The sequence below is a fragment of the Falsiroseomonas oleicola genome (assembly GCF_019029495.1).
GTDB classification, from domain to species: Bacteria; Pseudomonadota; Alphaproteobacteria; order Acetobacterales; family Acetobacteraceae; genus Falsiroseomonas; species Falsiroseomonas oleicola.
The window spans coordinates 303,567-319,920 of record NZ_JAERQM010000006.1; the positions used below are offsets into that span (position 1 = coordinate 303,567).

Below are 16,354 nucleotides of genomic sequence, written 5' to 3' on the forward strand. Positions count from 1 at the left end.
TAGGGACGGCCCCATATGGGGTCAACGCGCCCGATCCGGGAAGCGGACCACCATCAGGATCATGCCGGCCGAAACCAGCCCGACGCCGAGGAAGCCGGCCAGCCCCAGCGGCTCCGCCAGCAGCGGCCAGGCCGCCAGCGCCGCCATCCCCGGCACCAAGGCAGTGATGGTGGTGGTGGTCGGCGCGCCGAGGGCCGTGACCGCGCGGGTGAACAGCAGCCCGGCCAGGATGGTCGCGCCGATGCCCTGGTAGGCGAGCTGGTACAGCACCGCGCCCGTGCTGGCCGTGCCCATGCTCGACGGCAGCAGGAACCACCAGACCGGCAGGTAGACCGGGGCCGACCACAGCGCGATGGACAGCGTCGCCTGCATCGCGCCGATGCCCCAGAGGCGGATCAGCAGCGTATAGACCGCCCAGCAGCAGGACCCGCCCAGGAACAGCAGGTCGCCGCGCCAGGCGCCCGGATGGCTGCCGAAAGTGTCGCTGGCCAGAAGGCCAATGCCCATCGCCACCACGACCAGGGAGGCGACCCGCCGGCGGGTCCAGGACTCGCCGAGGAAGGCGGCGCCGAGGGCGGCGGTCAGGAAGGGCAGCGTGCCCGGCAGCATCACCCCGCCATGGGCGGCCGGCGCCAAGGTGAAGCCGTGATAGGCGAGGATCGGAAAGCCGAAGGAGGCCGAGGCCAGGATCGGCAGCAGCCGCAACGGCGGCAGCCTCGGCCGGCCCAGCACCGCCACCAGCGGCATCGCCGCCAGGAAGGCCCCCGCATAGCGCAGCATGGCCACGTCCCAGGGCGTCAGCGCCTGGCTGGCCGAGAGGCGGGAGGACAGCAGGAATCCGGTCCAGACGAACAGCACCGCGAAGGCGCAGGCAAAGCCGATGCGCCGTTCGCGCAAGGCGACGACGCCGGGCGCGGCGGAGGGGGGAGGCGTTTCGCCGTGCATCCGCTTCAGTCTAAACGATCATCGCATTGCTTGCCCATCCGACGGAGGACCCGCCATGTCCGCGCCCGACCCCTTCCTGCCCGGTGACCTGCTGCCGGCCCTGTCCCTGCCGGATGCGGCCGGCGCGCTGTTCGACCTGCACCAGCAGACCATCGCCGGGCTGCACCGGGTGCTGGTGCTCGGCCGCGCGGGCAGCGTGCCGAAGTCCATCCTGCAACAGGCGGCGGAGCAGGGCGCACGCATCATCCTGATTTCCGACCTGAAGCCCGACGGCACCCAGCACGCGGATGGCCCGCCACGCCTGTTCGATCCCGAGCGGAAACTGTTCAACGGGCTCGGCCTGCCGGAAGGCGGCGTCGCCGTGATCTCGCCGCGCGGTCGGCTCGCCTTCGTCCAGGCCGGAGATGCGGCGCTGCGCGCCGGCCTCGCCATGTTGCCCGAACCTGCTACCCCCGAGTTGCGGCGGCAGACTGCGCCGGTGCTGCTGATCCCCGGCGTGCTGGAGTCGGAGCTGATCGCGGCACTGCTGGCGCATTGGGAAAAGGGCGAGAAATCGCAGGACCGCGTCGCCTCCTCGGCCGCCGGCGCCGGGGCGGGCAAGGTGGCGAATATCAAGCGCCGGACGGATGTCTTCCTCGACGACCGGCAGCTCTACGCCACCTTCCAGCGCCGGCTGGAACGCCGCGTGCTGCCGGAGATGTGGCGCGCCTTCCGCTTCCGCGCCGCGAGCTTCGAGGCGCCGCGCATCGGCTGCTATGCGGCGGAGGTGGCCGGCGCCTTCGGCGCGCATCGCGACAACCGCACGCCCTTCACGGCGCATCGCCGCTTCGCCATGAGCCTCAACCTGAACAGCGGCGCCTATCGCGGCGGCCGGCTGCGTTTCCCCGAATTCGGCACCGAGGAATACGAGCCCGAGGCCGGGGGCTGCGCCATCTTCTGCTGCGACCTGCTGCATGAGGCGCTGCCGGTCACCGAGGGCCGGCGCTTCGCCATCTTCACCTTCTTCACCGATGCCGAGGGTGCGCAGCAGGAACGGCGGCTGATGGCGGAAGCCGCCGCCCGCGGCCAGAAAGGTGTGGAGATGCGGTGACCAGCCCGGGCTCAGCCCGGACCGCGCCGCCGCATCCCGTTCCGCAGCAGGAATTCGCGCCCGACCTTCACGCGCGGAACGCCGTCATAGGCGACGATATCCGCGGTGGCGTAGGTCTCGCTCCAGACATCGGGGATGAAGGAGCCGGTGCCGACCACGTCGATCGGCGCCTTGGCCTCCGCCATGACGCGGCATTTGCGGACCCCGAAGCCAGAGGAGGCAACGATGCGGACCTTGGGGAAGCCGGCCTCGTCCAGCGCCTCCCGCACCCGCCAGATCGCCGCCGCCGAGACGCCGGTACCGACCAGGTGGCGCAGTTCCGTCTCGCTGCGATAGCGGCGGACCGCCTGCGGCGCGTGGCGTTCCAGCACGGCGTAGGATTCGCCCGGGTCCAGCCCCTCCAGGAAGCGGCCGCCATGGGTGTCGAGCCGCACCGCCATCCGCCCGGCGGCGGCGAGTTCGGGGAATCGCTGGCAGACGGCCAGGCTGTCCGTCACCTCCCGCCCGAAATAGTCGACCAGGACCGTCAGGTCCTCGGCCGGGAAGGTCTCGTGGAACATCTCCGCCGCGCGGACGGTGGAACCGGCATAGCCGATCAGGGCATGCGGCATGGTGCCGCGCCCACGGGCGGCGCCGAACCAATGGGCCGTCGCGTCATTGGCATTGCCGATGAAGCCCTTGGCCCCTTCCCGCTGCGCCGCCGCGCTGCCAATCGCCGCGGCATAGGCCATCATTTCCTGCATCTCGGCGCCGGCACAGTGCCGTGCATCCATGGCCAGGAAGGGGACCTGCGGCAGCTCGACGCACATCTGGTAGGCGTTATGGGCCGCGACACAGGCCGGCCCCAGCTTCTGGAGCAGGATCGTCTCCAGATCCGCGAGCTGCTCGAAAGCGCCCGAGAGGTAGAAGATCGGGTCGCCGGCCCCGACCCAATCCCCTTCCCGGTGCATCAGCTCGATCTCGAAGCTGGTGCCACGATGCGCCGCCACGGCCTCCAGCCATTCCGTCGCCAGGCGCGGGGCGGAGATCACCGGGCGGCGCAGGAAGACCGCATAGGTCACCCGGCAATCGCCGAACTTCTGAACCACCGCCCGCGTGCGGTTGAAGTAGCTGTCGGTCCAGGCCGGGATGTCCGCCACGGCCGGCGGCAGGGGCCGGCCGTTGGGGGGCATGGCCGTCACTGGGCCGCCTTGGCGGGGATGAAGGCGCCGCCCGGGCGGCGGGCCTTCAACTCCTCCGAGATCAGGAAGGCCAGTTCCAGCGACTGCTCGGCATTCAACCGCGGGTCGCAGAAGGTGGCGTAGTTGGCGGCCAGATCGGCCTCCGTCATCCGATGCGCACCACCGATGCATTCGGTGACGTTCTGGCCGGTCATCTCGACATGCACGCCGCCGGGGATGGTGCCCACCGCCGCATGGCAGTCGAAGAAGCGGCGGATTTCGGCCAGGATCGAGTCGAAGGAGCGCGTCTTGTAGTCGCCCGCCTTCACCGTATTGCCGTGCATCGGGTCGCACAGCCAGACGACGTTGCGGCCGGCGCGCTGCACGGCGGCCAGCAGCCCCGGCAGCTTGCCCTCCACCTTCTCCGCCCCCATCCGGGCGATCAGGGTCAGGCGGCCCTTTTCGTTGGACGGGTTCAGGATTTCGGTCAGGCGGACCAGCTCATCCGCCTCCATCGACGGGCCGACCTTCATGCCGATCGGATTGGCGACGCCGCGCAGGAATTCCACATGCGCGCCATCCGGCTGCCGCGTGCGGTCGCCGATCCACAGGAAGTGCGCCGAACAGGCATAGTGCCTGCCCGGATGGGTGGAGGGCTGGCGGGTCAGCGCCTCCTCAAACGGCAGCAGCAGCGATTCGTGGGAGGTGTAGAACTCCGTCTCCCGCACCTGCGGCAGGTCGGACATGCCGCAGGCGCCCATGAAGCGCAGCGTCTCATCGATCCGGTGCGCCAGGCCGGCATAGCGGTCGGCCAGCGGGCTGCGGGCGGCGAAGTCCAGGTTCCAGCGATGCACCTCATGCAGGTCGGCATAGCCGCCGGTCGCGAAGGCGCGCAGCAGGTTCAGCGTCGCCGCCGATTGCAGATAGGCGAATTCCATCCGTGACGGGTCGGGCACCCGCGCCTCGGGGGTGAATTCCGGGCCGTTGACGATATCGCCCCGATAGGATGGCAGGGTCACGCCATCGATCGTCTCGCTGTCGCTGCTGCGCGGCTTGGCGAACTGCCCGGCCATGCGGCCGAGCTTCACCACCGGCACCGCCGCGCCGAAGGTCATCACCACCGCCATCTGGAGCAGCACCCGGAAGGTGTCCCGGATGGTGTTGCCGTGGAATTCGGCGAAGCTCTCCGCGCAGTCGCCCCCTTGAAGGACGAAGGCGTGGCCATCACCCGCACGTGCCAGCTGGGCTTTCAGCCGATCAGCCTCACCTGCAAAAACGAGGGGCGGAAATCGGCGGACCTTGTCCTCGATGGCCTTCAGTTGGGCCGGGTTCGGATAGTCCGGAACCTGCCGGATGGGCATCGCCCTCCAGCTGTCCGGGGTCCACGCGCGCGCATTCATTGTGATCCGTGCTCCACTCCTGGCTGTAACCTTAGCGTCAGGAGCTGCTTAGGGAAACTCCGGCCTATTCGGCGGCCGCTTGCTGCGGTGGCTGCACCCCGGCCTCCCGCGCCCGGGTGCGCAGGGTGACGAATTCCTCGGCCGCCGTGGGGTGGATGCCGATGGTGCGGTCGAAATCCGCCTTGGTGGCCCCCATGCCGACGGCGATGCCGATGCCCTGCATGATCTCCGCCGCGTCCTCGCCCAGCATATGGGCGCCCAGCACCTTGTCGGTGCGCTGGCAGACGATGAGCTTCATCACCGTCCGCCGCCCCTTCCGGCCGCTGATCGTGTGCCGCATGGGGGTGAAGCGGGTGACATAGACATCCACCGGCCCCCGCGCCGCCGCCTCCCCCTCGGAAAGGCCCACGGTGCCGATCGGCGGGTTGGTGAAGACCGCGGTGGGGACATTGTCGTAGGAGGCCTGGCGCGGCTTGTTGCCGAACAGCGTATCGGCCAGCGCATGGCCGGTCGCGGTGGCCATGGGCGTCAGGTTGATCCGGTCGATCACGTCGCCCAGGGCGAAGATATTCGGCTGGCTGGTCCGATGATCCTCATCCACCACCACGGCGCCGGCCGCATTGGTGGCGACTCCCGCCGCTTCCAGCCCCAGCCCCAGCGTATTGGGCGACCGGCCGGTGCAGAAGAAGACCGCATCGGCCTCCCGCATGAAGTTGTTGGACATGGCGACCATCAGATGGCCGTCCACCTGGGTGATGCGGGTGGGCGAAACGTCCGGGTTCAGCTTGATGCCCTGGGCGGTCAGCGCCTCCACCAGCTCGGCGCGGATGTCGTCGTCGAAGCCGCGCAGCGGCAGGGAGGCGCGATACATCACATCCACCTCCGCCCCCAGACCGCGCAGGATGCACGCAAATTCCAGCGCGATATAGCCGGCGCCGATCACCACCACCCGCTTCGGCAGGGCCTTCAGGGTGAACAGGTCGTCGGAGATCAGCCCGAGCTCGGCGCCCGGAATGTCCAGCTTCTGGGCGGTGCCGCCGGTGGCGATCAGGATGCGCTCGGCGGTGATCCTGCGGTCGCCGACCTGGAGGGTGTTCGCATCCAGCAGCGTCGCGCGGGCGTCGAAGGTGGTCACGCCATTGCCGGCCAGCAGCTTGCCGTAGATGCCGGACAGGCGCTGCACCTCCCGGTCCCGCGCCTCCGCCAGCTTCGCCCAGTCATGGCCCTTGATCTCGACATCCCAGCCGAAGGCGGCGGCGTCTTCCGCCCATTGGCCGTATTCGGTGGCGTTCACCATGATCTTCTTCGGCACGCAGCCGACATTGACGCAGGTGCCGCCCCAGAACCGCTCCTCCGCCACGCCCACCCGGGCGCCATGGCCGGCGGCGATGCGGGCCGAGCGCACGCCGCCCGAGCCGCCACCAATGACGAAGAAGTCGAAATCATAGGCCATGGAGGTCAGGTCCCGATGCCACCGAGGGCGAGATACTTGATCTCAAGATAATCCTCGATGCCGTATTTGGAACCCTCACGCCCCAGCCCGCTCTGCTTCACGCCGCCGAAGGGGGCGACTTCGGTGGAGATGATGCCCTCGTTGATGCCGATGATCCCGGCCTCGATGGCTTCCGCCACGCGGAAGATGCGGCCGATATCGCGGGCGTAGAAATAGGCGGCCAGGCCGAATTCACTGTCATTGGCCAGCGCCACCGCCTCCTCCTCCGTCTTGAAGCGGAACAGGGGGGCGACGGGGCCGAAGGTCTCCTCGCGGAACACCATGGCGCCGGGGGGCACATCGGTCAGGATGGTCGGCTGGAAGAAATTGCCGCCGCGGGCGTGGCGCTTGCCGCCGGTCAGGATGCTCGCACCCTTCGCGGTGGCATCGGCGATGTGTTCCTCGACCTTGGCCACCGCATCGGCGTTGATCAGCGGACCCTGGGTGACGCCCGGCTCCATGCCGTCGCCCACCTTCAGCCCCTCCACCGCCGCCTTCAGCTTCTGGGCGAAGGCGTCATAGACCCCGTCCTGCACCAGGATGCGGTTGGCGCAGACGCAGGTCTGGCCGGTGTTGCGGTACTTCGACGCCATGGCGCCCTGCACCGCCGCATCCAGGTCCGCATCGTCGAAGACGATGAAGGGCGCATTGCCGCCCAGTTCCATCGAGGTCTTCTTGATGGTCGGCGCGCATTGCGCCAGCAGCTTGCGGCCGACCTCGGTGGAGCCGGTGAAGGACAGCTTCCGCACGGCGGGATGGGAGGTCAGCTCCCCGCCCGTCTCCGTGGCCGGGCCGGTGATGATGTTGCAGACGCCGGGCGGCATGCCGGCGCGTTCCGCCAGCACGGCCAGGGCCAGGGCACTGAACGGGGTCTGGGAGGCCGGGCGGATCACCCCGGTGCAGCCCGCCGCCCAGCCGGGGCCGGCCTTGCGGGTGATCATCGCGGCGGGGAAATTCCAGGGCGTGATGGCGGCGAAGACGCCGATCGGCTCCTTCAGCACCAGGATGCGGCGGCCCTTGGCGTTCTGCGGCACGGTGTCGCCATAGATGCGCTTGGCTTCCTCGGCGAACCATTCGATGAAGGAGGCCGCATAGGCGATCTCGCCCTTGGCCTCCGCCAACGGCTTGCCCTGCTCCGCCGTCATGATGGCGGCCAGGTCGTCGGTATTGGCCAGCATCAGGTCATTCAGCTTGCGCAGGATCGCGGCGCGGTCCTTGGCCAGCATGGCGCGCCAGCCGGCGAAGGCGGCCTGCGCCGCCTCGATCGCACGGCGGGTTTCCGCCACGCCCATGGCCGGGACCTGGCCGATCACCTCCCCCGTCGCGGGGTTGCGCACCGCGATGGTCTTGCCGCTATCGGCCTGCACCCATTGGCCATTGATGCAATTGGCCTGGCGGAACAACTCCGGGTCCTTCAGCGGCAGGTTTTGCACAGTGTCGAGCATGGCAACGGTCCCCTCTGATTGAGGAGGAACATAGGCGCTGCGAGTCGCGCTGTCAGGGCCGCACCGCTGGACGATCGGGGAGCAGCAACATAGCCTGTTGCGAATGAGCACCGAACTTATTTCCGAAGAATACGCGCGACGCCGCACCTTCCTGGCCTTTGAGGGTGGCGGCGCCAAGGGACTGGTGCATCTCGGCGCCCTGCACGCCATCGAGGAGTCGAAGCGCTTCGACATTCAGGGCTTCGCTGGCACATCCGCCGGCGCCATGGTCGCCACGCTGGCCGCAGCCGGCTGGCAGGCTGAGACCTTGCTCCCCTTGGGTTCGTCGCCGGAGGAGAAGCCGGCGGACCATATTCTCGACCAACTCGGCCTGCGTGACGCGACCGAGATATTCGGGGCGCCTCGCTGGCGCTCGCTGCTGCAGTTCCGCGCACTTTGGGCAGGAGGATGGCGGCATCTTGTCACGCTGGCCTTCCGCCACACGAGTTTCGCCTGTGTCCTCGCCCTGCTGTTCGGACATTGGGGCGTTCATGGCGCCTTGGTCCTGGCGGTCGGCGAAATCGGCGCCCTGATCTGGCTGCTGCTCCATGGCGGCACGAGGCTCGACGGGGTCCGGGATGCTTTCGACAGGGCGCTGTGGCTCAAATTCCCGGCTCTGGCCGCGAAGCAGCAACGTGTCACTTTTGCCGACCTGCCGCTCCTGAAGGTCTGCGCCTCCAACCTCACCGAGCGACGGCTGGAGGTTTTCTCCGCCCAGACCACGCCAGGCATCCCGGTCGCCGATGCGGTCTGTGCCTCGATCTGCTACCCCTTTGCGTTCCGGCCCTGGGAAATCGAGATGCCGGATGGTCGCGGGACGCAATTGTTCCTGGACGGCGGCCTGCTGAGCAACCTGCCCGCCTGGCCCTTCGATGAGGAGCGACGGCTCGACCCACAGGCCCTGACACTGGCCTTCGCCATCGGGCCGACAGCGGAAAAGCCGAAACGGCCGAGTCCGCGGAACTGGATCTCGGCGATGTTGCCGACGGCGCTATTCGGCGCCGCGATGTTGAGCACACGGGGTGCAGGTGCCATCCAGATCCTGCCACTGCGGACCGACATCGACCTATTCGCCTTCGATCTGAGCAGGGAGGAGGCGCGGCGGGAGGTCACCCAGGCCCGGGACGCCATGCAGATCCTTTTGAATCGCGAGGTGCTTGGGGTGCCGGATCGCATCCGCCGCCGCAACGCCGATATCCGTGACCGCGTGGCGGCCTGGCAGGGGAGGAATAGCGGCGTGTTCGGGCGCGCTCCTGAACCCGACAGCGTCCGAGTGGCCTTGGCCGTCCCCGAGGATCACCTGGTGGGAGGTCTGCTTCCGGTTGCGGATCATCACCGCGCGCGGACGCTGACCCTTCGCTTCGGCGCAGGCTTCGAGGATTGGGCCGATGACGGCATGGTGATCCCGGTGGCGGGGACCACCGTCGGCACGGCCTGGTCGGCAGCACAACAGGGGCTGCCTGGCCCGACCCTGCAATTCCTGGACGAGCTTGACCCAGCTTTTCAGGGGATGGAAGGGCTCCATCTTCGCCGTCGGCTGCGCCCAGGCCTTGCCTGGATCCTCGCGATTCCGGTCACCAGGCCGTTCAATCGGCACTACGGCGTATTGGTCATTGACAGTGTCTGTCCGGTCCGGCCCCTATTCTGCCAGCGCCACCACTTCCTGACCAAACTGAAATCCTTGATTTCAGACGAAATTATGCCCATTCTTGACATTGAGCAGTAGGAACAGATTATCGTGATTCGTGTCTTGAAGCCCGTGCAGGGCCGGCTGCAGACCGATGAAGCCCTGACCAGTTCAAGCCGCCCGGCAGTCAGCCCCAATCCCGAGGCCGTCGCCAAGGGGCGTGCCTTGCGGCTTTGGGCGGCTGAGCAGGAATCGCGGGCCCACACGATACTGTCGCGTATGACCGACAAGGCGCTGCGCGAGAGCGTCGAGCAAATCCTGAAGCGCGGCTGATCGAACACGGCGCGCCTCGCCTCACTCGACGTGTAGGACCCCAGGACCGGATACTTTCGTACCGTACCTTGCCCTGTCGTCGTTCCTGCATCTCAACCACATCTCTGCGGCAACTTTAGCCACCTAAGATGGCCATTTAGCCCGCGAAAGTTTCCGCTCACCCGCATCACGACCACCCTGTAGGGCGGAGTGCCACGGTGCTCGCTCCGGTCAAGGTCCGGTCCTCGCCATGCTCGCCGTGCTCGGCGAAGGCGCCTCCGCGCGGCTCCGCGTGGCTCCGGTCCTCTCTTGACCTGCGCTGCGCGCCGCGGCCGTGCTGGGGCTGTCGGGACGAAGGGCGTCCCGCCAGATTCGACCATCGCCTCCGGCGAGGGTCGAACAAAGGGCTGTCCGAAAGGGCTCCATTCCGCTCACTGCCAGGGCACCTTGGTTTCAGACCAAGGAGGCTCGCATGAACCACCCCGCCGCAAACCCCTCGAGCACAGCCCTTTGCCCTGCGTCCGGTTCGCGGACGCGCCCGCTGTGGAGTGGCAGGAGGCAATGGCTCTCCTGGAGAAGGCCATGAGTCGCGCTGACGTTCGCCTGCCAGCACCCGACGGGCGCTTGGAGCGAAAGGACGCAGAGAAGATCATGACCGCGCTGTTCGAGCTGGGCGGTCGGGGCCCACACTTTGGTAAGGAGAGTGCGCGTACTCTGACTGCTGCTGCAGTCAATGGCCGAACACACGGAGATTGGTGACCAATGAGCGTCCTGACGGCCGAGGATATCATGCGCCCGGCACTTATTCTGGTGGCTTATGACAATGAGCGCTTAGCGGGTAATCAGGCCTGTCTGGCAAAAGCCCTTGACGAAGCTTACGAGGCGGCCCGACTGGTTTTTCCAGTGGTACGCCTCAGCACCGCACTTTGGGTGCCGGAGCTTGAACATTCCCTTGTTGGCAAGAATGTATCTGTCGGAAACTGGAGTAGGGATGATTCCGGCCCCGAGTGTATCGTCATAGACCAGGATGGATGGTACTGTGGATTCCCGGAAGGGACGAACGCAGAGTCGGTTCTGGGCACTTTTGTTGGACTTGCGGCCAAAATTGTGGCTAGCCGCCTTGAGAGCGATGATGCGCCCATCACGGCATTCCACAGAGTTGTTTCGGACAGCCGCATCATCCTGAAAAATTGCGGCTTCAACCCGTCAGCCGTTTTAGCGGCTGATCTGCCGGTTGTGCTTGTGAAAATGAGTAGTGTTCCTAATATCGACGGCGAAGAAACGATTAAATACCACTTGGCCCGAGCCGAGGCGGAAGCTAAGCACTTGCCGCCCAATTTTGATTATGCCTCTCTAGTACGCAGGCAGGATGATGATTGTCCTTTCTGATTTTTCCCTGAAATCGTTTTGGTTGATTATGCGAGGTCTGCCCAGCTTACGATCTTAATGGCAGTGTCGTGATGAAAGATGGCACTGCAGTACCGTCAGAAACATACGATCCTCATTAGCGGTCAACTGACCTGGCTGCCCAGTTCGCTAGCATCAGGGTGCATGTTATGCTGTTCGATGGAATCTGCTCGGCAAGCGGGGTCATTTGCCACCCGTGAGTACGGGCAGTTCCATGCCGGAATGATGTGCTAAGCAGACTGTTCGATCTGTTCGCGATTAAACCTAGGGTCCGGCGCAGCGACCTCTTTGGTCGCCTCAAACCTTCCCGATGTCGCCGCCGCCCTCGCCTTCGCCATTGCCTTGGCGTCCCACAGGAATCCGTGGAGCAGCCCGTTCCGCCTCGCTCCCGTTCAGCAGGCTGATGGTTCCGGTCTCGTTCTCCGGCTCCCAGGTGACAGCAACACCCCGGGCACGCAGCGCCTGAAAGATCGCGATCACTGTGGACAGCTTTGGATCCGACCTGCCCTGTTCAAGGGCCTGGAGCACACTGTTCGCCACACCGGCAGCATGAGCGAGTTCGGCCTGCGTGAGCCCGGCGAGAACACGGGCCGCGGTGAGAAGGCGCGGCAGTTGAAGCATGCGATGGGAGGCCGTGAGCGCTGTTCGGAGCGAATGTTGACAGCAATAAACGCGCTCGTCCCCGCGACAATCCATGTCAACATTTTCGGCCTTTGCTTGCCGCCTTACTGGCGCTTATACCGGTTTCTGCGACCGGTTTTCCGGTTGACAATCGCGCCTCGCGTATTCAGGCTCGGCCGTACTGGAACGGATGGGGGCACTCAGTGACGTGCGAATCGGGAACTGCCGTGTCAGCTACGTGTCTGTGTCGACGCCGTCCGACCTGCCCGCGCGGATCAGGTGATCGCGACCCGCATCGATGGAGAGGTCGCAGAATGAGCTGGGGCAACCAGCCTGCTGCTCGGGCGCGTCCTGCGACTACGGCTGCCCTGATGGTCCGAGCGCTTTGGCTGGTGCCAGGTGTCCTGGGGAAGGCCGAACCCGCCCGGGACAGCGAGCGGCACCGACTGCTCGCCGGTGGCCAAAAGCTATCCTGATGCGCCGAGAACTGGAGCAGTTACTGCTGTCGAGGTTTCCCGCGCTCTACCGGGATACTGGTGAGTGCGGCCAGGAACGACCGCCAATCTTCGGCGCTGATCTCGGCGACGGCTGGTTCGCCATCCTGCAGGCGCTTTCCGAAGTTCTGGCGGAGCGCGTTGAGCAGGCTCAGCTCGAGAATGTCCGCGTCCTGCGCATCGAGCGCCTGGAGGGCGGGATGCAGGCCCATGTGAGCGGCGAAGATGCCTTCGTGCGCGGAGCGGCCGCCGCCGCGTCACACATGAGCTTCGCCGTGAGCATGCAAAGCGGCAAGCCAGGCCGCCTCATGACGAACGACGGCGGTGAGTTGCGCGCGCTCGCATCGGGCGAACTGGAAGGGTGGAAGCCGGTTCCAAAGGCTGCCAAGCGACGCCATCCCGCACCAGTCGGGGCAGATGGAACCCGCGCGTTGAGGTTGCTCGAGCAGCGGTATGAACACCTCATCAATGACGGAATCGACCTCCCATCGGGTTGGGCGAACCTCGCTGAAGTCGTTCTCGCCCCGTTCCTGGTCAGCACGAATGAGGTGGAGCTGATCGCAGCTTGGGATAGCGGCTCCGCCTGCCAACTCATCGTCTCCCGCAAGCGAAAGCACCTGTCCCCATATCAAAGCGGGGGCATAGCCTTCGCCGTTCGCATGGCGGCGCTCACGGATCCTCAGACAGGAGCCTGCGGCCCCGTCGACGCCGAAGGGGTCCCGGATTGGTGGAGGCGCATAGCAGGTCCTGGTGGCCCCCATCCTACCCCCTGGGGCGTGTACAACGGCGATGGCGTTTGGCGCCCGCGCAAGGACATCTTCTCGGGACCCGCTTCCTGCCATCCCAGGCCAAAGCCGGTGATCAGGGCCCATCACTTTGAGAGCGGCGCAGTTCAACTCACCATCCACAAGGGCGCCGCCAACGTGATGCGTGGCATGGCCCGCAGGCACGGCAAGCCGGGTTGTGCAGCGCTGCTGGCTGAACTGCTGAGGCTCTAACCGAATGAGCCATGCCATGAGCACCGAGAACCGCGAATGCGAGGACGGGCTTCGCCAACCGCCGGTCTCCGGGATGGCGGCGAGCATGTCACCGTCAGCTCTCGCTCACAACAATGGTGACGGTCTCCTGGTGCCGTTCGGTGCAGGAGGGGAAGCCGTACCTTGACTGGAGAAACGTCATGAACGCTATTCAGGAGTGGCGCGCGAACGTCATTCTGGACCCTTGGTGCCTCGTGGAATTTGCCGACAACACCGAGGCGCTCTTCGGCTTCGCCATCAAGAACAACGCCACGGGCGGGCTGGCCTGGATGAGAAGCTCGCCAGTTGAATGGATGGCTGAGGATGGCAGCCGTGCGCGGACGATGACCGGTCGCCGATACTCGCTGGGCCGCCGCATCACTGTAGGCGAGCTACCAAGCGAGGAAGCCACGTATGCCTTCGCGATCATGATGACACCGCGCCTGGCTGATCCACGCCTCGCACCTGCGATTACGGTAGACCTGGCTATCGCCGTATGGTGGGTCGCCGCATGCAAGATGGCTCGGCATCTGAGGAGCGACGCGCCGCCGCTCCGTGACCCAAAGGCGACTCGGAAGTTCATCGCGGCCAACCTGCGTCGCTACCTCAGTCGCCCTGGCAGAAGACTGCTGTGATGCATATCCCAGACATTCCGCCCGTCATCTTCGTCGACATCGACGGCACGCTGCTGAGCACCCGGGCGTGGCTGATGCCAAGCAACCGTGAACTCCGTGCCAGGACCCGATGGGCCTATGGGCGGGGTGTGGCGCAGGAGATTGGGCGCGACGCAATTTTCGAGCCCAGCGCAATCCAGCTTCTCGCTCAAATCCACTATGCCACCGGCGTGCGCTACGTCGTCTCCAGCGGTTGGCGCTACACGGTCGGGCTGGCAGAGACGCGCGCCAAGCTCCTCCAACAGGGTCTCGACGAGGACATGCTTCATGAGGATTGGGCGTGTCCGCCGATGCAGCATGGGGAGAAGACGAAGTTCATCGACATCGAAAATTGGCTGAGCAATCATCCTGAGCAGCAGCCAGGCAGCTGGCTCATCATCGATAACGTGCCGGGCACGACGCCGGAACCGACCCTGCTGGTGGATGGCGTTGAGGGTCTCTGTGTCCGTGACGCTGCTGCCGCCATCCGTTACTTCGGCCGCTTCAGCGAGCGCCTCGGTATGCGCAGCCTGGACGAGCTCGACATCCCGACTGAAGTCCATAGCGCGTTCAACGGCCGCAGGGTCGAGCTCTGCCGCTGGCTCGAAGGGGTTGCTGTACCGATTGGCTACCAGAGCCCAGCACAGCTGCTCCGATGCGGCAAACCGGACTTAGCTCTTCGCCTGCTGCCCAGCGCCCTCAGCTTATCGATGCCGCCGGGACCCGACGACGACATCAAGAACGCGCTTTTGGGGCGCCAACCTCTGTGACCCGCAGCGGAGGCGAGAATGCCCATCTTCACTAGCCGTTACCTGAAGTGCCGCCGCTGCCGCTGGATCCACCGGGTAACGCTGTCCGAACCGGGCGACGAGGTGACTGGCCTTCGCGAGTGCCTGCACTGCGGCGAGAGCGCAGGATTTCTTGACGCAGACCCCAACGTGCTTCCCGACGGATGCACAGTCCCCTGTCTCGTCGTCCGGAGCATCGCTGAGCTGGATGTGACCTGAGACATGCTGGTGCACGATAGGACAGCCGGAATTCTGGCAGGGCTTTTCATCGGCGCTTTCGTGGCATGCGACGCTGTTCAGGCGCTCCGAAGCGCACCGATATCCGGCGCCGAGCTCGCGGCCATAGCTGCCGTGTGGTTGCTCGGCATCGTGACCACGGCCTGTGGTGCCGGTTTGCTCGTCTACCTCGGCATCGGCTTTGCTCGACTGTCGGCACGAGAAAAGCGAGTCCGCCGGGCAGATGCACCAAGACGCACGGCCAACCAGTGAGGACAGCATGACCGCGCCTGACGATTGGCGGCCAAACGCCCGCATGGATCCGTGGTGCTCCGTGGATATCGACGTCGGCGCCGAGATCCTGTTTGGCTACGCCGTCGAGCACAATGTGCTGGGCGGCCTGTCGTGGGCGAGAAGCTCCCGGGTGATGTGGTTCTCGGCCGACTACAGCCGTGCACAAACCATGAGCGGCCGCCGGTATTCGCTTGGGCAGCGCTTTGAACTCGACCAATTTCCAAACGAGGAAGCCAAGGTGGCCTTCGCTGTTCTGGTGGCACCATACCTCGACGATCCGCACCTCGCGCCTCCAGTTGAAGGAGACCTGTTCGTAGCCGGGCGTTGGGTGCTTGCCTGCAAGATGGCGCGCCACCTCAAGACCGCGGCGCCACCGCGCAGCGATCCGGATGCAGTCGAGGAGTTCATCATGTTCAACCAGAACCGGTACAGCCGTCTGCTGATGGGCGAGTAGCTGTCCTGAAGCATGATGGTCCTACGCTCTACCCGCTCACATTTTATGCCGCGCTTGGCGCCGGAATTATCGACCTCTCCAGCGTAGTCGTGAAAGGCATTTCTGGAGGCAACGACATTGCGTGAGGCACTCGAGCAGCTGCTGTTCCAGCGCTACCCAGCACTCTACGTCGGGCGCCACCTGCCCTTGACCGAGAGCTCGATGGCGCGGGGCTTCACCCACGGGGACGGCTGGTTCGCCATCGTCGACGTGCTGAGCAAACTCAGCCGCCAGGACGTTCAGCGAACGGGCAGATATCACATCGCGACTCAAGTGAAACAGAAGTTCGCCGCACTCCGGTTCCATATGAAGGACCTGGACGATTACATTCACAGCGCGCGGGTGATGGGCGAGCGCTACAGCCTCTGTGTGAGCGAGTTATCGGGCCGCCCCGGCGCGCTGCACGTTTGCGATGGCCACTACTACACCTTGGCGCTGGGCGAGCGCAGTGAATATGATCTCGCCGAGGGAACAGAGACGCCACTGCCACGTGCGGGCCAGCCGGACGCGCTGGACCATTTGAGTGCGGAATACGGCGCCCAGGTTCCCGGTGGAATCGACGTCCCAACCGGCTGGGTCGACCTGGTCCACGTGTTTGTTCTTCAGAATCTTGTGGGCGCACGCGGCAGAGATGACCAGGAAGAAATGGCCGAGCTGATATCCATCACCGCCACCGCCGATGGCGAGCTGACCATCCTGTGGAATGGCGAGCCGACACCCGATCAGCAGGGCTTCGCTGCGTTCGCTCAGGCCATGGTGCGTCACATCGATCCAGTGTCCGGTGCCATTGGCCCCGTGGACGACAAGGGAATTCCGGCGTGGAAGCGAGCGGGATAGCTTGGCGCTGCGCAGTGCGGAGGGG

16 protein-coding genes are annotated in these 16,354 nt (G+C 65.8%); 10 read left to right on the forward strand and 6 right to left on the reverse strand.

From position 1 onward, the window contains the following. Window positions 1–21: 21 nt before the first annotated feature. Window positions 22–945, reverse strand: coding sequence for a DMT family transporter (locus JJQ90_RS20305; RefSeq protein WP_216878082.1), 924 nt, complete (start codon window positions 943–945; stop codon window positions 22–24). A 55-nt stretch (window positions 946–1,000) separates the two neighbouring features. On the opposite strand from JJQ90_RS20305, the gene JJQ90_RS20310 reads away from it, so the two are divergent. Continuing rightward, window positions 1,001–2,035 carry a 2OG-Fe(II) oxygenase gene (locus JJQ90_RS20310; protein WP_216878083.1) on the forward strand — a complete coding sequence of 345 codons (1,035 nt, stop codon included), beginning with the start codon at window positions 1,001–1,003 and terminating at the stop codon, window positions 2,033–2,035. A gap of 11 nt (window positions 2,036–2,046) precedes the next feature. Here JJQ90_RS20310 and JJQ90_RS20315 read toward each other — a convergent pair whose 3' ends face one another. From JJQ90_RS20315 to gabD, 4 genes are all read right to left on the reverse strand, one after another. Beyond that, window positions 2,047–3,207, reverse strand: a complete 1,161-nt coding sequence (locus tag JJQ90_RS20315; protein WP_216878177.1) for a beta/alpha barrel domain-containing protein — start codon at window positions 3,205–3,207, stop codon at window positions 2,047–2,049. Between the two features lie 5 nt (window positions 3,208–3,212). Next, complete coding sequence (locus JJQ90_RS20320) at window positions 3,213–4,595, reverse strand: class II 3-deoxy-7-phosphoheptulonate synthase (RefSeq protein WP_216878084.1); 1,383 nt, start codon at window positions 4,593–4,595, stop codon at window positions 3,213–3,215. Window positions 4,596–4,659: 64 nt separating this feature from the next. After that, complete coding sequence (gene gorA / locus JJQ90_RS20325; protein WP_216878085.1) at window positions 4,660–6,048, reverse strand: glutathione-disulfide reductase; 1,389 nt, start codon at window positions 6,046–6,048, stop codon at window positions 4,660–4,662. Window positions 6,049–6,053: 5 nt separating this feature from the next. Then, window positions 6,054–7,532 carry an NADP-dependent succinate-semialdehyde dehydrogenase gene (gene gabD, locus JJQ90_RS20330; protein ID WP_216878086.1) on the reverse strand — a complete coding sequence of 493 codons (1,479 nt, stop codon included), beginning with the start codon at window positions 7,530–7,532 and terminating at the stop codon, window positions 6,054–6,056. Window positions 7,533–7,635: 103 nt separating this feature from the next. On the opposite strand from gabD, the gene JJQ90_RS20335 reads away from it, so the two are divergent. The 3 genes from JJQ90_RS20335 to JJQ90_RS20345 all read left to right on the forward strand — a co-directional run bounded on the left by JJQ90_RS20335 (window position 7,636) and on the right by JJQ90_RS20345 (window position 10,899). Further along, a complete protein-coding gene (locus JJQ90_RS20335) occupies window positions 7,636–9,297 on the forward strand; it encodes a patatin-like phospholipase family protein (protein WP_216878087.1) in 1,662 nt (553 codons plus the stop codon). 12 nt (window positions 9,298–9,309) lie between these two features. Next, on the forward strand, window positions 9,310–9,531 hold the full coding sequence (locus JJQ90_RS20340; protein ID WP_216878088.1) for a hypothetical protein: 222 nt from the start codon (window positions 9,310–9,312) through the stop codon (window positions 9,529–9,531). Between the two features lie 741 nt (window positions 9,532–10,272). Next, the gene (locus JJQ90_RS20345) at window positions 10,273–10,899 is read left to right on the forward strand and encodes a hypothetical protein (protein ID WP_216878089.1); all 627 of its coding nucleotides are present in this window, start codon (window positions 10,273–10,275) and stop codon (window positions 10,897–10,899) included. A 315-nt stretch (window positions 10,900–11,214) separates the two neighbouring features. On the opposite strand, the gene JJQ90_RS20350 is transcribed toward JJQ90_RS20345, so the two are convergent. Further along, window positions 11,215–11,538, reverse strand: a complete 324-nt coding sequence (locus JJQ90_RS20350) for a helix-turn-helix domain-containing protein (RefSeq protein ID WP_216878090.1) — start codon at window positions 11,536–11,538, stop codon at window positions 11,215–11,217. Window positions 11,539–12,013: 475 nt separating this feature from the next. Here JJQ90_RS20350 and JJQ90_RS20355 point away from each other — a divergent pair, with 475 nt between their 5' ends. From JJQ90_RS20355 to JJQ90_RS20380, 6 genes are all read left to right on the forward strand, one after another. Continuing rightward, window positions 12,014–13,030, forward strand: a complete 1,017-nt coding sequence (locus JJQ90_RS20355; protein WP_216878091.1) for a hypothetical protein — start codon at window positions 12,014–12,016, stop codon at window positions 13,028–13,030. A 179-nt stretch (window positions 13,031–13,209) separates the two neighbouring features. Continuing rightward, a complete protein-coding gene (locus JJQ90_RS20360) occupies window positions 13,210–13,683 on the forward strand; it encodes a hypothetical protein (protein ID WP_216878092.1) in 474 nt (157 codons plus the stop codon). Then, complete coding sequence (locus JJQ90_RS20365; RefSeq protein WP_216878093.1) at window positions 13,683–14,471, forward strand: HAD domain-containing protein; 789 nt, start codon at window positions 13,683–13,685, stop codon at window positions 14,469–14,471. Before JJQ90_RS20360 ends, JJQ90_RS20365 begins: the two co-directional genes overlap by 1 nt. Window positions 14,472–14,711: 240 nt before the next feature. Further along, complete coding sequence (locus JJQ90_RS20370) at window positions 14,712–14,978, forward strand: hypothetical protein (RefSeq protein WP_216878094.1); 267 nt, start codon at window positions 14,712–14,714, stop codon at window positions 14,976–14,978. A 61-nt stretch (window positions 14,979–15,039) separates the two neighbouring features. Next, window positions 15,040–15,453 (forward strand): hypothetical protein, encoded by a 414-nt coding sequence (locus JJQ90_RS20375; protein WP_216878095.1) that lies wholly within the window; start codon window positions 15,040–15,042, stop codon window positions 15,451–15,453. A 117-nt stretch (window positions 15,454–15,570) separates the two neighbouring features. After that, the gene (locus tag JJQ90_RS20380; protein WP_216878096.1) at window positions 15,571–16,329 is read left to right on the forward strand and encodes a hypothetical protein; all 759 of its coding nucleotides are present in this window, start codon (window positions 15,571–15,573) and stop codon (window positions 16,327–16,329) included. The last annotated feature ends 25 nt before the right edge of the window (window positions 16,330–16,354 follow it).

Coding starts and splice junctions, on each gene's coding strand:
- JJQ90_RS20320 (WP_216878084.1), bottom strand. CDS start 4,595: ATGAATGCGCGCGCGTGGACCCCGGACAGCTGGAGGGCGATGCCCATC.
- JJQ90_RS20365 (WP_216878093.1), top strand. CDS start 13,683: ATGCATATCCCAGACATTCCGCCCGTCATCTTCGTCGACATCGACGGC.
- JJQ90_RS20350 (WP_216878090.1), bottom strand. CDS start 11,538: ATGCTTCAACTGCCGCGCCTTCTCACCGCGGCCCGTGTTCTCGCCGGG.
- gorA (WP_216878085.1), bottom strand. CDS start 6,048: ATGGCCTATGATTTCGACTTCTTCGTCATTGGTGGCGGCTCGGGCGGC.
- JJQ90_RS20370 (WP_216878094.1), top strand. CDS start 14,712: ATGCTGGTGCACGATAGGACAGCCGGAATTCTGGCAGGGCTTTTCATC.
- gabD (WP_216878086.1), bottom strand. CDS start 7,532: ATGCTCGACACTGTGCAAAACCTGCCGCTGAAGGACCCGGAGTTGTTC.
- JJQ90_RS20355 (WP_216878091.1), top strand. CDS start 12,014: ATGCGCCGAGAACTGGAGCAGTTACTGCTGTCGAGGTTTCCCGCGCTC.
- JJQ90_RS20315 (WP_216878177.1), bottom strand. CDS start 3,207: ATGCCCCCCAACGGCCGGCCCCTGCCGCCGGCCGTGGCGGACATCCCG.
- JJQ90_RS20360 (WP_216878092.1), top strand. CDS start 13,210: ATGAACGCTATTCAGGAGTGGCGCGCGAACGTCATTCTGGACCCTTGG.
- JJQ90_RS20345 (WP_216878089.1), top strand. CDS start 10,273: ATGAGCGTCCTGACGGCCGAGGATATCATGCGCCCGGCACTTATTCTG.
- JJQ90_RS20305 (WP_216878082.1), bottom strand. CDS start 945: ATGCACGGCGAAACGCCTCCCCCCTCCGCCGCGCCCGGCGTCGTCGCC.
- JJQ90_RS20310 (WP_216878083.1), top strand. CDS start 1,001: ATGTCCGCGCCCGACCCCTTCCTGCCCGGTGACCTGCTGCCGGCCCTG.
- JJQ90_RS20335 (WP_216878087.1), top strand. CDS start 7,636: ATGAGCACCGAACTTATTTCCGAAGAATACGCGCGACGCCGCACCTTC.